Consider the following 14540-nt stretch of genomic DNA (forward strand, 5'->3'; position numbering starts at 1 on the left):
GGTATCGCCGGGCTCGCCCTCGRAGTAGATCGCCACCCGGTCCCCGTGGCCGGCCTCGACGTGCCGGTCCAGGGCGTTGTAGGCGGCGTTGACCTCCCCGCCGACGAACCACTTCGCGAACGGCGGGTTGGACCAGTCAAGCGCCTGGGTGAAGTCCTTGGACCAGCTCAGCAGTTCCCGGGCCTGCTTCGCCCAGAACGCGGGGCGGTCGGCGTCGGCCTCGGCGTACTCGCCGGCGGTGACCACCGCATTCGCCGCGAACTCGGCCGAAGGCGCGAACCGGCGGTTCTCCTGGGACAGGTTTTCGAAAGCGTCGCCTGCCTGGATGAGGCCGGGTGATACCACGGTGCGGGCGTTGGACATGGGTAACCCCTGTTCTTTCTTACATATTCTGCGGTGACAAATGCGTGCCTGCGGCGGCGGCGTATCCCCAGGGTGCCTAGGGATACGCCGCCGGCGCAGCCAGCCGGGATTGCTCAGTACTTGATGACCACGCGGCCGTCGATCTTGGCGTGCTTCATCTCGTCAAGAACAGCATTCACTTCGGAGAGCTCCCTCGTGGACACCGTGGGGTGGATCTTGCCCTGGGCGTAGAACTCCAGGGCTTCCTCCAGATCCTGCCGGGTTCCCACAATGGAACCGCGGACCGTCAGGCCCTTGAGCACAATCTCGAAGATCGGCGCCGGGAAGTCCCCCGGCGGCAGCCCGTTGAACACGATCGTTCCGCCACGCCGTGCCATCCCAATGGCCTGCCCGAACGCTGACGGGTGCACTGCCGTGACCAGGACTCCATGGCATCCTCCGGTTTCGCGCTGAATGACTTCGACGGGGTCTTCGTGCAGGGCGTTGACGGTCAGTTCGGCGCCGTGCTTCTTGGCCAGGGCGAGCTTGTCGTCGGCAATGTCCACTGCCGCGACCCGCAGCCCCATGGCTACGGCGTACTGGACGGCGATGTGCCCGAGTCCGCCGATCCCCGAGATGGTGACCCACTGGCCCGGCCTGGCCTCGGTCATCTTCAGGCCCTTGTAGACGGTGACGCCGGCGCAGAGCACGGGTGCGATTTCCACCGGGTCCGATCCGGCCGGAATGCGGGCGGCAAAACGGCTGTCCACCAGCATGTATTCGCCGAAGGAACCGTCGACGCTGTAGCCGGCGTTCTGCTGGGTCTCGCACAGGGTTTCCCAGCCGGTCCGGCAGTACTGGCAGTCGCCGCAGGCTGACCAGAGCCACGCGTTGCCGACCAAATCGCCGACGGCCAGATCGGTGACGCCCTCGCCGAGGGCCACGACCTCGCCGACGCCTTCGTGGCCGGGAATGAACGGCGGTGACGGCTTGACCGGCCAGTCTCCCTCCGCGGCGTGCAGGTCGGTGTGGCAGACACCCGTGGTGATGACCTTGACCAGTGCCTCGCCGCGTCCCGGGGTGGGGACAGGAAGGTCCTGGATCTGGAGATCCTTACCAAATTCAGTAACTACAGCTGCTTTCATCGTCGTCATTGTCGATATTCCTTCGTCGTTTTGTAGCCGCAGCAAATAATGCGCAGGCATGAATTGAACATCGGGCCAGAAGCCGGGCGTGAAGCCCGTTGTCCGCCGAAAGCCTCACCTGGGGTGTGCGGTGAGGCCCGCGGATTGTCAGGGTATGGATAACCCGCCACAGTTCCAGTCCGCGTCGCTGCCGTGGAACGTGACCCAGGCAGTCCTGGTCTGGAGTGTGAAGCACAATCATCCCCGGCACTTCTGCTGAGCAGGATGATGGCTGTTGCCTAAAGCTTAGGGAAGGGAGGGTTGCGACGAGGTTGCAGCCTTGTGAGTCAGGTCACCCGGGCTGGCGTGTTCCGAGTTCGGATTCCAGGCGCTCCAGGTCGGCCACCACCGCAGCCCTCTTGGGTGAGCGGGGCGGCAGCAGCTTCAGCGCTGCCATGCGGACGGCAATGTCATCGCTCGCTTCGGGAAGTTCCGCATACTGGAGCAGGGCTTCCGCGCTGCCGTCCGTTAGAACCGCCTCCCGAAGGAGTGTGGAGACGCGCCTCCGCAGCGTCACCACACCCGGAGCCTCCGAGCGAGGCAACACCGGGCCGCGATAAATTTCCAGGGCAACCCTGTGTGCCCCGCGCTGGAGGCAACTGAGAACCTGTCCGGCGTCCGGCAGCACGTCCACGGTGAGTCTGTAGGGCCGGGATTCCGGCACGGCGGCAGGATTGAACTGCTGAAGGACTTTCCTCAACCGGACCATCTCCGCCCGAAGTGTCATGGCTGAGACTTCCCCGAACAGCATGCTGCCCAGCTCCTCGCCGCTGAGACCATCCGGATGGATGCTCAGCAGGGCCAGCATCTCACTGTGCCGCGGAGACAGCGATACCGTTCTTCCTTCGATGCTGAGCAGCGCGTGGTCGCGGCCGAGCAGCTGCAGGCTGTTGCGATAGAGGCTTCGGACCGGGCTGCTGGGAACCGTTCTGGGCCCGGTGGCGGAAACAGGTTTTCGCCGCCGTGCGAGCCGGTCGCGCTTCGCGGCGGCCAGCAGAAGACGCTCCACGCGCAGCTGCGCCTGTGCGGCCGCGACCGCAGCCTCCACGAGGGAAAGGGTATGCGGAGCGACTGCCGTCTCGGTGCCGGTGATATCCAGGACTCCGATCACGGCCCCGGTATCTGGATCACGGAACGGCACCGCCGTGCAGCTCCACGCGTGAACAGCCCGGTTGAAATGCTCGGGACCGGAAACCTGGATGCTGCGGCCCAGCGCCAGGGCGGTTCCAGGAGCGCTGGTGCCCACGCTGGCCTCGGACCAGTCCGCGCCCTCAACGAAGAGCATGCCCTCGGCACGCCGGCGCAGGGCAGCATCCCCGTCGACCCACAGGAGCCTGCCCAGCTCATCCCCGACGGCCACGAGCAACCCTTGTTCGGAACTGGGCTGAATCAGCAGTTTGTTAATCACCGGCATGATTGACGCCAGCGGATGGCCGCGACGGTACTCCTCAAGCGCCTCACCATCGAGGAGTACCGAGGACGGCGGCATGTCAGGGTTGGCCTGCAGCCGCAGCGAACGCTTCCAGGACTCTTCAATGATTCTGCGAAGCGGCCCCTGCCCGGACCTGATGCCGAGCTGCATCGATGCTGTGACACGCCTGGCAGCAGACGGCGTCGGGGCCTTTACTGGGGTTGGAGATAGCGACCGGGGACTACGCACGGTGGCTCCATTGTCGTCAAGCGAAATTGGGGCCCAACTGTGACCCAATCACAAGCATACTGCCGCTGGGCACCTTGATCGCGGCCTGGCCCCCTCACAACCTGCTGACGGAGTTCATCTAGACGCGCCCCAGGTCGTCGATGTCCTCGAGGAACTGCTGGTGCACTTCGGCGCTGACCGTGGTGCGGGTGTCCGCGATCGCATCGAGGTAGTCCTGGGTGGCCGGACCCTTCCGGACCGCCTCGCGGACTGAGGCGCTGCCGCCGGACGCCAAGCCGCCGTCGTCGTACACCGCTTTTTCGAGAGCCCGCTGGGAGGCGCTGCGGGCCGCGTACTCGATGTCCGCGGGGGAGAAGCCTTCCGTGCGGTCCACCAGGAGCTCGACGTCGACGTCGTCCACCACGGCGACGGGAATGAAGCGCTGCCACATCGCCTCGCGGGCCTGCCGGTCCGGCAGGCCGATCGGGATGACGTAATCGAACCGGCCGTGGCGCAGGAACGCCGAATCCAGCGCCCGGATGAAGTTGGTGGCGCAGACCAGGAGCCGGCCGGGCTGTTCGCGGAAGGCGGGGATGATCTTGAGGAGCTCGTTGGTGACGCCCTGCAGGGGAGAGGGCGGTTCGCCCGAGCGCTGCGCGGCGATCTCCTCCACCTCGTCGATGAAGACCACCGCGTGCTCGAGTTCGGCGATCTCCAGGAAGGTCTCGCGCAGCGCCCCGGCCAGCCCCTTGGGGTCGGAGGCCAGCCGGGAGGGGAAAACCTCCACGAACGGCCATTCGAGCCGGGACGCGATCGCCTTGGCAAACGTCGTCTTGCCGGTACCGGGCGGTCCAAAGAGGACCACTGCCCGCGGCGGCACCACGCCGTATTCGTCGGCGAGGTCGGCCTCGGCGAGCGGAAGGACCAGCCGGCGTTCCAGCAGTTCCTTCTCGTTGCGCATACCGGCCACGTTCTCCCACAGGTCGCGGGCCAGGATCCGGCCGCCAAGCAGGCTGAGGGGTTCCAGCTCCTGGCGCTGGACCGGGATTTTCCGTTCGAAGTAGCGCAGGTTCTTCTTCAGCGCGAATCCGCGGCCCAGGAACGCCTCCACCCGGGTTTCGGATTCGGGCATCAGGGCCGAGAGCTTGTTGAGCCCGTGCGGGGCCATCCGGTTCTCGACCGAGGCCAGCAGCGAGGTGCCGATTCCGCGGCCCCGGAACTCGGGCAACGTGGCCAGGAAAACGATCCAGCCCTGGTCATGCGCGGCCCGTCCGACGGCGGCGCCCACCACCTGCTCGCCCTGCACCGCGACGACGGCGTGGTCCTTTTCGCACGAGGCCAGGACCTCCGAGAGCGCGTAGACGGGCTCCACATTTGATTCTTTGAGGGATTCCCAGAGGTGCAGGATGCCGTCAAGGTCGGCCGAATGGAAGTCCCTGATCCGCCAGTTGGTCATGAAGTGTCTCCCGGATGGTTCGTCGCTGAGCCGGTGGGCGCCAGTGTGGGCTGGTCTGCTGAGCATATGCGAACGGGGTGCATGAGAGGTTGCGGGGACGTTGCGTTACGCGGAGGCGGACTGCCGGGGTGTCACTCCGAATCCCCGTCGGCGCTCCCATCGGCGCTGCCCATGGGCCGGGCGGCGACGAGCGGATACGGGCCGGTGAACCCGTCCCGGACCGCGGCGATCTCCAGGATGCGGTGCCGGCAGAGGCGCCAGCCGAGCATCAGGAGCGGGATGATGACTGCGAGGGAGGCGATGGTCCACGTTCCTACAGGCGAGTCGAAGGCCATGAGGACCAGCACCGCCAGAAGGAATGCCAGGGTGATCCAGCCCGTGACGGGTGCGCCCGGCATCCGGAACGCGGGCCGGAGCAGTTCTCCGCGGGCTGCGAGCCGGGCAAGCTGCATCTGGCACAGGACGATCATGGCCCAGGTGCTGATGATGCCCAGCGATGCGACGTTAAGGACGATCTCGAAGGCCTCGGCCGGGACCACGGCATTCAGGATCACGCCCAGGACAGCCACGCCGGCAGTGAGGGCGATGCCGCCGTAAGGGACACCGGACTTGTTCATCCGGGCGGCGAACTTCGGCGCGGAACCCGAAACGGACATCGAACGCATGATCCGGCCGGTGGAGTAGAGGCCCGCGTTGAGCGAGGACAGCGCCGCGGTAAGGACCACGAGGTTCATGATGGCGTCCACGCCGTCCACCCCGATGGAGCCGAAGAATGTCACGAAGGGGCTTTCGCCGGCCTTGTAGGAGCTGTAGGGCAGCAGCAGGGAAAGCAGCACGAGCGAGCCGACGTAGAACACGGCGATGCGCACAATCACCGTGTTGATGGCCCGCGGCATGATCTTCTCCGGGTTTTCGGTCTCGCCGGCGGCGATGCCGATCAGTTCGATCGAGGCGTAAGCGAACACGACGCCCTGCATCACCACGATGGCCGGCAGAAGGCCGTTGGGGAACATGCCGCCGTTGTCCGCGATAAGGCTGAAGCCGACCTCCTGGCCGGCCACGGGTGTGCCGAAGATGACGAAGTAGATGCCCACGAGCAGGAAGGACACGAGCGCCACGACCTTGATGAGCGCGAACCAGAATTCAAGCTCGCCGAACACCTTGACGCTGATGAGGTTCAGGCCAAGGACCAGGATCAGGGCCGCCAGGGCCCAGGCCCACTGCGGTACGTCCGCGATGGGCGCCCAGTACTTCTTGAAGAAGTTCATGTACAGCGCGACGGCGGTGATGTCCACGATCGCCGTCATGGCCCAGTTCAGCCAGTACAGCCAGCCCGTAACGAACGCGGCTTTCTCGCCGAAGAATTCGCGGGCGTAGGAGACGAAGGAGCCCGACGACGGCCGGTGCATCACGAGTTCGCCGAGGGCGCGCAGGATCATGAAGGCGAAGAACCCGCAGACCGCATAGCTGATGATCAGGGCCGGTCCGGCGGTGGCGAGGCGGCCGCCGGCGCCCATGAACAGGCCGGTGCCGATGGCGCCGCCGATCGCGATCATCTGGACCTGCCGGGGTTTCAGGCCTTTGTGGTAGCCCTGGTCTTCGGCGTGGAGCGCGGCCCCGGAGGCGTGGGCATGCGCCGGAATGGTGTGGTCGGAGATGGCTTCTCGTGGTGGGGCCGGTAGTTCTTGGGTTGGCTGTTTTAGGGCGCGGGCAGTGTCGGGATGAGTCATGAGGGTCCTTCGGGGTTCGGAGGTGCGCTACTTGCTCAGGTTGGCCAGGCGTTGTGGGCTGAGGAGCTCGGTGAGCTGCTCGGCGGTGAGCAGTCCATGTTCGAGTACGAGCTCCGCGACGCCCTTGCCGGTGGCGAGGGCTTCCTGCGCGATGGCCGTGGCCGTGGCGTAGCCCAGTTGCGGGTTCAGGGCGGTGACGAGGCCGATTGACTGTTCCACCGTGAGGCGGAGGTGTTCGGTGTTCGCGGTGATGCCCCGGACGCAGCGGGCCGTGAGGGTGCGGCAGGCGGCTTCCAGGTGGGAGATGCTCTTGTGGAGGCTGTGGACGATGATCGGTTCGAAGGCGTTGAGCTGGAGCTGGCCGGCTTCTGCGGCCATGGTGATGGTGACGTCGTTGCCGATCACCTCGTAGGCCACCTGGCTGACCACTTCCGGGATGACCGGGTTGATTTTGCCGGGCATGATCGAGGAGCCGGACTGCACGGCGGGGAGGTTGATTTCGCCGAATCCGGCGCGCGGGCCGGAGGAGAGAAGCCGGAGGTCGTTGCAGATCTTGGAGAGYTTCACGGCGACCCGCTTGAGCACCCCGGAGAGGTGCACGAAGGCGCCGACGTCCTGGGTGGCCTCGATCAGGTCCACCGCCGTGACCAGCGGCAGCCCSGTGATCTCGGCCAGGTGCCGGCAGGCGGCCTCGGCGTACCCGGCCGGTGCGTTCAGGCCGGTGCCGATCGCCGTGGCGCCGAGGTTGATTTCGTGGATCAGCAGGTCGGCTTCGGCCAGGCGGAGCCGGTCCTCGCCGATCGTGACGGCGTAGGTGCCGAATTCCTGGCCGAGCGTCATGGGGACGGCGTCCTGGAGCTGGGTGCGGCCCATCTTGACCACCGTGCGGAACTCGAGGGCCTTGGCGGCGAAGGCGTCCTCGAGTTCGGTGAGGGCTTCSAGCAGTTCCCGGGCSGCGAAGATCGTGCCGAGCTTGACCGCGGTGGGGTAGACGTCGTTGGTGGACTGGCTGAGGTTGACGTGGTCGTTGGGGTGCAGCCGGGCGTAGTCGCCCTTGGGGTGTCCGAGGATTTCCAGGGCCCGGTTGGCGATGACCTCRTTGGCGTTCATGTTCGACGACGTCCCGGCGCCGCCCTGGATGACGTCCACCACGAACTGTTCGCTGAGCTTGCCGTTCATGACGTCGGCGCAGGCTTCCGCGATGGCCGCGGCGCGCTCGGCGTCGAGGAGCCCGAGTTCCTGGTTGGTGCGTGCGGCGGCGAGTTTCACGGCGGCCAGCCCGCGGACCAGGTGCATGTTGGAGGACAGCGGCTGGCCGGTAATGGGGAAGTTCTCCACGGCCCGGAGGGTGTGGACGCCCCAGTAGGCGTCGGCGGGGACATCCCGGTCGCCCAGGAGGTCGTGTTCCGAGCGGAATTCTGCACGTTCGTCGAGCGAGGTCATGGCGGTCCTTACAGGTCGTCGGGGGCGCGGGGGGTCGTGGGGGCAGCGAGGAAATCGGTGGCCTGCAGCAGCCCGACGGGCCGGCCGCCGCCCAGCACAGGGGTCGCGGCGAGGCGCCCCAAGGACGAGGTGTCGACGTCGAGCGCGGTCAGGACCCGCACGGTGACGGGCATCCTGGCGCGGTCGCCGCCGTCGGAGACCTTCACGGCGACGGCGCGGCCGTCCGGGAGGCCCACCAGCTGGACGCCCTCGAAGCCGTCCTTGGCCAGCATGCCGGGAACCAGCCGCATCAGCGCGGTGACGTCTCGGTCTTCGCCGGCAACCATCTCGGGGTGGCGGCGCATGGCGCGGGCGACGGCGGCTTCCGCACTGGATCCCGCTACTGCACTGCCGCCGGCTCCGGCGGCCGCGGCCAGGCGGCCGAAGGCCCGTGCCATGCCGCGCAGGGTGAGTGCGAACAGCGGGGTGCCGCAGCCGTCAGTGGTGGTGGCCTGAGGGTCCTCGCCGGTCAGGTCCACCACGGTTTGGGCCACGAGTTGCTGGAGCGGGTGCGCCGGGTCAAGGTAACCCTGGACCGGCCAGCCGTTGATGACGCAGGTGGCAGCCATCGCGGCGTGCTTTCCGGAGCAGTTTTGCGCCAGCTGGGTCGCCTGGCCGCCGTCCCCGAGCCAGTCCTCTCGCTCGCGGGCGCCGTAGGGCAGGTCAGTACTGTTCTCGAGGTCCGCGGGCGTCAGGCCATGCAGGTCCAGGATGCGCCGCGCGCCGTCACGGTGGGTGGCGGCTCCGGAATGGCTGGCGGCTGCGAGGGCGAGGAGATCGTCCGGGAGCTCCAGCCCGGCACGGACCATGGCGACGGCCTGCAGGGGCTTCAGAGCGGACCGCGGGTAGAACGGGGCGAGGGGATCGCCGGCGGCCAGGAGGATCCGGCCGTCCGCTGCGGTGGCTATGACCGAGCCGTAGTGGACGCTTTCGACGATGCCGTCCCGGGTCTGGACCGCGAGCGGGGCGTGCTGCGGGAGCCGCTCCGGGGCCAGCAGCGTCGGGGCGTGCGCGAGAGCAGGGGAAATCATTGCGTCCTTTGGTGGCGGTCGGTGTGGTTGTGGTGGCTGGTCACTCTGTTGGTGCTTTTGGTGCTGACAACGGCGTCAGGAATCTGCCGTCAGGCGTTGAGGATCGAGTCGAGGGCGATGCCAACGGCATGGAGGTGCTGGCTCATGGCGATGCGCGCCGTCGCCGCGTCGCCGGCTTCGATCGCGGCCAGGATGCGCCGGTGCTCCTCGTCGGAAGCGTGCTGGCGGTCCGCCACCATGTTCAGGGTTTCGGACTGGTGGGCGAGGGCATCCCGGATGTCCGCGACGACGTTTTCGAACACCTTGTTCCCGCTGGCCCGCGCGATCATCGCGTGGAAGCTGGAGTCCAGGCCCACCCACACTTCCGGGTCGTCCTCGCCGCTCATCGCGGCAACGATCTCCCGCATGGTGTCCAGCTCCTCGGGTGAACGGCGTTCCGCGGCCAGTCCGGCGGCAGGAACCTCGATATGGGGACGGGCCTCGGTGAGGTCTCGTGCGGAGTATTGGCCCAGGACCAGGTCCTTGGCCACGTGGTTGGCGACGACGAACGTGCCCCGCCCGGTCTTGGTGACGGTCAGGCCCAGGGCGGTGCAGGAGCGCAATGCCTCGCGGACCACGGAGCGGCTCACGCCGTACTGCTGGGCGAGGCTGGCCTCGGAGCTCAGCTTGGCGCCGACGCCGAGCTTGCCGGATTCGATTTCGGAGCGGAGGACGTTGAAAACGGCTTCGGCGGCACTGAGGCGGGCCAAAGGCTGTCCTGCTGTCCGGCTGTCTGACAGGTTCACCCTTAAAACATGGCAGGGATCACACCGCGGTGTCAATTGTGACGGCGGCCCCGGATGTCCGGGGCCGCCGTCGTCTCTCGCGCCGGAGGTCCGGGGCAGGTTACTTAACTGCGTTACTTGCCTGAGTTACTTGACCCGGACGGGCGGGTGCGGGCCAGGGCCGTCAGGCCCGCGGCGAGTCCGAGCAGGCCTGCGGCCAGGCCGATCCAGCCGGCCACGGAGCCGGCATCACCGGATGTGCTTGCTTCCGCGACCGGGGCGGCGGACGGCGAGGGGGCCGTCGTAGTCGTGGCTGCGGCGGGGGCTGCGGCATGGGCATCGGCGTCCTTGGCCGTGGTCACGAACGAGGGCGCCGGGTGCTCGGGTTCCGCCTGCCCCTCTACCGTCTTCTCGTCCCATTTCACGACAGTCCCGTCGGTGTAGGTCTGGGCCGTCGGCAGCGTCACCGTGGTTCCCGCGTCCGGCAGGACGCCGACGGAGAGGGAGAAGGCCTGGTATTCGTCTGGCCCGATCTGGTGGGCCTCGTCGGCCGTCCAGACCACGGAACTCGGAGCCTTGGTGACCGTGGCGCCGGCGATCGTGATCGGCTTCGGCAGCTCGCTCGTGGTGATTACGGCTTTCCAGCCCTCGACAGGCTTCACCGACACCGAAGTGAACGGCGTGTCCCTGGGCAGCGTGACTTCGAGCTTGCTGGTCTTGGCCGAGTCGGACTCATTGGGGACATTGAACGTCAGGTGGCTGTAGCCGCCCGCGGCCGGGTCGTCGGAGTCGACGTGGACGTGGGCGGAGGCGGCTGCAGCGCCGGCGGCGAGCAGGCCGGCGGTCATCGTGGCGGCCGCGGCGGTCTTGAGGGTGCGGCGGAGGGAGGATTTCATGGCAAAGGGGCCTTTCACTAACGAATAAACGGTGGGAACCGGCCGGTCCGGTGTTCGTCCGGCGGTAGCAGCGGGTGGCCGCCCGTGGCCCCCGTCCGTGTGTGAAAGGGGTTGGTCAGGCGGCGGGCAGCGGTTCCGGAGGTCCGCGCCGGGTCGGCAGGCGGAGGCCAACCCGGATTTTGGGGAGGGCCAGGTTGACTGTGCAGGGGCCGGGAGCGCGCATCGGCATTGCGGGGCAGGGGCGGGGCAGCTGCACGAGTGGGCGCAGCCAGGAGGCCAGTGCGGACAGTGCCCGCTCACCGCGGGCGAGCAGCAGCGCCGTGCCGAGGGTAGCCACCGCGTGGGCGGCGAACATGGCTCCGCCCATATCGGCCGCGGACACCGCCATGGACGGGTCGAGCATCTCCGGGGAAATGGCAGCCGCCGCATGGCCCGGATGGCCCTCGACCATCCGCGCCCGGCCGGCCGCGGGCGCCCCTGCGGACAGAGCGCCGAACGACCAGTGCAGCCACAATTGGCCCACTCCCAGCAGCCCGGCAAGGGCAGGAAAGGACAGTCGGAAGCGGGTCAGGATGGCCACCGGGACGATTGCCACGGCACACAGCGCCGTCACGATCACCGGCTCGGGCAGCCGCCCCCCGCCGGCCAGGTGGCCGCCGGCCGCCAGTGCCACGATGATGGATCCGATCAGCCCGGTGCGGAACAGCCGGAAGGAAGCGTGCGTCATGCTGAGCAGTCCTTTCCGGATTCCCTGGGCGGGCTGGTTTTCTTGGGCCCCTTAAATCCTAAGGGTCATTGTGCACCGCTACGCCCCCACCCGGCAGAGCCGTCCGTTCTGTGACTGCGGGCGCCATGAATCCCAGGCCTGCATCCCCAGCAGGCTGTCCCTGCCATTTGCACCCGCGCCGGTACGAACGTGCCGGAATAGCACTGTGCAGGCGCATTTGTTCGCTCTATACTGAAAATGCACGCAAAACGGCACGTTCGTACCTATGGGGGCAGGGTGGCTCGGGCGTATTTTGATCAACGGGGAGGCGGCCATGGAGAACTCGTTTCCGGACGAGCTCGCAGCCGACGTCCGGGCCCGGCGCGGGTCGCTCCGGTTGAGCCAGCGCGAATTGGCCGAACTGGCCGGGGTCTCAGAGCGCTTCGTCCGGTTTGTCGAACAGGGCAAACGCACGGTGCAGTTGGATTCCCTGCTGGCGCTCATTGACACGTTGGGGCTGGAGCTCCGGGTCCAGACCCGCACCAGCGCCGCCGCCCGGAGCCTCGCCGGCCCTCGGGACAACGACGAACTTCGGGCCCACAGCGAACTGCGGAACGGCCCGGAAGTCCGGCCATGAGGCACCGCATCGCAGACATCTACAAGGCCGGCGTGCTGGCGGCACGGCTGGAACGGCACGACGGCGGCACCAGGTTCAGCTACTTGCCGGCCTATCTGGCTTCCGGGGGACCAGCTGTCGCGAGTTCCCTGCCGCTGGCTCCGGACCCGGTGCTGTCCGCGGCGGGGGCAGCCCCGCCGTATTTCACCGGGCTCCTGCCGGAGGGCCGGCGGCTGAATGCACTGCGCCGCTCCATCAAGACCAGCGTGGACGATGAGCTGTCCCTGCTCATCGCGGCCGGTGCCAACCCGGTGGGTGACGTGCAAATCGTTGGCCATGGCGAGAAGCTGGACCCGGACGAGCACGCCGTCGAGCTTGACCCCGGGACGCCCCTGGATTTCGAGGCCCTTCTGGGGGATTCCGGGCTGATCGACCCGGTGGCGTTGGCCGGCGTGCAGGACAAGCTGTCCGCAGGCATGATCTCCATGCCGGTGGCCAGCGCCGGCCGACGGTACATCCTCAAACTCAATGCGCCCGAGTTCCCGCACGTCGTCGAAAACGAATTTGTGATGTTCCGCTACGCGGCCCGGCTGCGGATCCCCTTGAGCCGGGTCCAGCTGATCCGCGACGTCGCTGGCCGGCCGGGGTTGCTCGTGGAGCGCTTCGACCGGGTGCCTGTATCCGGTGAGCCTGTATCCGGTGCGCCCAAGGCGGCGGCCGGGGCGGTGCAGCGGCTCGCCGTCGAGGACGGGGCACAGGTGCTGGGGCTTTACCCTGCGGACAAGTACAACGTGGGATACGGGCAGGTGTGCCATGCGCTTGCGGCGTATTGCGCGGCGCCGCTGCCCGCGCTGCGGAATTTGGCCCTCCAGGCGGCATTTGCGTGGCTTACGGGCAACGGTGACCTGCACGCAAAAAACGTTTCCATGGTGCAGCAACCGGCCGGCGAGTGGTCCATTGCGCCGGTGTACGACATCCCCTCCACTGTGGTCTACGGGGACAAGACACTGGCCCTGACCCTGGACGGCAAACGGACGGGGATCTCCCGGAAGCACTTCCTGGGCTGGGCCGCGGGGATGGGGCTGACCGAGCGTGCGGCTGTCCAGGTGCTGGAACTCGCGCTGAGGGCGTCGGAGCCGCTGCTGGCGGACCTTCAGGCGGGCACGGCGTTCCGCTCCATGACCGACGACGGCGCCTCGCCGTTTTCGGCGCTAGTCACCCGCGACTGGGTCAAGGAACTCAAGCACCGGCGCAGGCTGCTGGCGGGCTGAGGCCGCCGGCGTCGGTTGTTGCCAGCGTCGGATGCTGCTGCGTGAAGCCTCAGAGGTGCTGGATGCCGGCCCGCTGCATGGCGTCTTTGTAGACTTCAACGTTCTTGGCGAGCAGCTCTTCCTGCTTGGCCGGAGAGACTGCGAAGGCGCGGCCGCCGAGCGCGGTGGCCTTGTAGATCTTGACGCCATGGTTCTTCAGCGAGGAATGGTAGGTCTTCTCGAAGAGCGTCAGGAAGGAGTGGGCGTCCGCGCCATGGGCAATAACGGCCGAGACGCGCTTGTTGATCTTGAGGAACTGGCGGAAGGGCCGAAGGCCGTCCGTCTTCTCCTGGACGTTCAGGGCCGAGGAAGCGTCCGGATCGCGGATCCACGGGTACGCGTTCCACGGCATCACATAGCGGGGATCGAGCTCTGCGGCCTCGTAGATGGAGGTGGCGCGGCGTGCGGCTTCATCGTCGTTGAAGTGCGAAACAAAGCCCGATTCTGTGCCCTTGCCGGGGCTGATATGCAGGCTGACGATCCGGCATTCGTCCTCATCATGGATGGGGTCGATGTACGGGACCACCGATCCAGGCTTCTTCTCCATGAGTTCGTCGCACAGTTGCGTCACGGCGGCGATGTTCGGCTCCTGCAGCAGGGTCTTTTTTTCGTCCCAGTCAATCGTCACGATTTCTCCCTCAGCACTTGGCGTCCAGAATCAGGCGGCTTCCTCCACTCTACGCTTTTGCGGCGGGGGGTGTTTCGGCCGGGGCCTTTGTGGCCGGGCCTCCATAGTGGGGTTGTCACGATGGTCTTCGTGGTGGGGCCGGTGGCTTTCGGCCTCTGGTGATGGAGTTGAGGCGGGCGTAGGCTTAAAGCGCCTGCAGGTAACCAACTGATGACGCCGGGTTGTTCGGGACATGGAAGTGTCCGAGCCGTCTCATAGCGAGATCGCGAAGGTACCTGCAGGCCTGACGTCAGCCCGCCACCCGGGGTGGGAGGGCGTTTTTCTTTGTCGCCGTCGCCGTCGCCGTCGCCGGGTCAAATTTGTCAGCGCGGCCAGAGGCTGGGACCGGTCGCTTTCCAACCGAACGTGGAGCCCCCGTCGCGGGCAGCTCCCCGTCCCAGCAAGGAGCATCGCCATGGCACTTTCCGTGGTTTTTCATAAGGTTGCCGACTACGACGAATGGCGCAAAGTCTACGATTCCGTGGGCGAACTGCAGTCCAGCAGCGGCGTTACCCAGCAGTCCGTCCACCAGTTGGCAGGCGACCCAACGCCGTCCTCGTGCTTCACTACTTCGATTCCGTCGACAACGCGCGGTTTTTCTTTGCCAACCCAGAACTGCTGGACGCCATGAAGCGTGGCGGAGTCCAAGGCGAGCCGCGAATCGAGTTCTTCGAGTAGCGGCCCGTCGCCCGACCTCCGGTGGCCCGGCCAGCGTCA

At 67.1% G+C, this 14540-nt stretch carries 14 protein-coding genes; 3 read left to right on the top strand and 11 right to left on the bottom strand.

Annotation, left to right across the window (positions count from 1 at the left end):
* The 10 genes from AC1DR1_RS16630 to AC1DR1_RS16675 all read right to left on the bottom strand — a co-directional run.
* A partial coding sequence (locus AC1DR1_RS16630; protein WP_476992919.1) for an acetyl-coenzyme A synthetase N-terminal domain-containing protein occupies positions 1-363 on the bottom strand: 363 nt, incomplete at its 3' end.
* 113 nt (positions 364-476) lie between these two features.
* Positions 477-1487 carry an alcohol dehydrogenase AdhP gene (gene adhP, locus AC1DR1_RS16635; protein WP_364744844.1) on the bottom strand — a complete coding sequence of 337 codons (1011 nt, stop codon included), beginning with the start codon at positions 1485-1487 and terminating at the stop codon, positions 477-479.
* 331 nt (positions 1488-1818) lie between these two features.
* On the bottom strand, positions 1819-3108 hold the full coding sequence (locus AC1DR1_RS16640) for a GAF domain-containing protein (protein WP_229996060.1): 1290 nt from the start codon (positions 3106-3108) through the stop codon (positions 1819-1821).
* A gap of 196 nt (positions 3109-3304) precedes the next feature.
* Positions 3305-4621 (bottom strand): ATP-binding protein, encoded by a 1317-nt coding sequence (locus AC1DR1_RS16645; protein WP_229996061.1) that lies wholly within the window; start codon positions 4619-4621, stop codon positions 3305-3307.
* Between the two features lie 131 nt (positions 4622-4752).
* Positions 4753-6351, bottom strand: a complete 1599-nt coding sequence (locus AC1DR1_RS16650; protein WP_476992920.1) for an amino acid permease — start codon at positions 6349-6351, stop codon at positions 4753-4755.
* Between the two features lie 27 nt (positions 6352-6378).
* Positions 6379-7794 carry an aspartate ammonia-lyase gene (locus tag AC1DR1_RS16655; protein WP_364744765.1) on the bottom strand — a complete coding sequence of 472 codons (1416 nt, stop codon included), beginning with the start codon at positions 7792-7794 and terminating at the stop codon, positions 6379-6381.
* Between the two features lie 8 nt (positions 7795-7802).
* Positions 7803-8864 (bottom strand): asparaginase, encoded by a 1062-nt coding sequence (locus tag AC1DR1_RS16660; protein ID WP_476992921.1) that lies wholly within the window; start codon positions 8862-8864, stop codon positions 7803-7805.
* Between the two features lie 89 nt (positions 8865-8953).
* Positions 8954-9649, bottom strand: a complete 696-nt coding sequence (locus AC1DR1_RS16665; RefSeq protein WP_229996198.1) for a FadR/GntR family transcriptional regulator — start codon at positions 9647-9649, stop codon at positions 8954-8956.
* Positions 9650-9762: 113 nt separating this feature from the next.
* Positions 9763-10524, bottom strand: a complete 762-nt coding sequence (locus AC1DR1_RS16670; protein ID WP_476992922.1) for a YcnI family copper-binding membrane protein — start codon at positions 10522-10524, stop codon at positions 9763-9765.
* Between the two features lie 115 nt (positions 10525-10639).
* Complete coding sequence (locus AC1DR1_RS16675) at positions 10640-11251, bottom strand: hypothetical protein (RefSeq protein ID WP_364744772.1); 612 nt, start codon at positions 11249-11251, stop codon at positions 10640-10642.
* Between the two features lie 313 nt (positions 11252-11564).
* Between AC1DR1_RS16675 and AC1DR1_RS16680 the strand changes: the two genes are divergently transcribed.
* Positions 11565-11867, top strand: a complete 303-nt coding sequence (locus tag AC1DR1_RS16680; protein ID WP_229996151.1) for a helix-turn-helix transcriptional regulator — start codon at positions 11565-11567, stop codon at positions 11865-11867.
* Positions 11864-13117: a type II toxin-antitoxin system HipA family toxin gene (locus AC1DR1_RS16685; protein ID WP_364744775.1), complete on the top strand. Its 1254-nt coding sequence runs from the start codon at positions 11864-11866 to the stop codon at positions 13115-13117. Before AC1DR1_RS16680 ends, AC1DR1_RS16685 begins: the two co-directional genes overlap by 4 nt.
* A gap of 49 nt (positions 13118-13166) precedes the next feature.
* Here AC1DR1_RS16685 and AC1DR1_RS16690 read toward each other — a convergent pair whose 3' ends face one another.
* Positions 13167-13784: a uracil-DNA glycosylase family protein gene (locus AC1DR1_RS16690; protein ID WP_091564911.1), complete on the bottom strand. Its 618-nt coding sequence runs from the start codon at positions 13782-13784 to the stop codon at positions 13167-13169.
* A 454-nt stretch (positions 13785-14238) separates the two neighbouring features.
* On the opposite strand from AC1DR1_RS16690, the gene AC1DR1_RS16695 reads away from it, so the two are divergent.
* Complete coding sequence (locus tag AC1DR1_RS16695; protein WP_476992923.1) at positions 14239-14454, top strand: hypothetical protein; 216 nt, start codon at positions 14239-14241, stop codon at positions 14452-14454.
* Positions 14455-14540 lie beyond the last annotated feature (86 nt).

The sequence above is a fragment of the Arthrobacter sp. P4_F10 genome, from assembly GCF_056401435.1.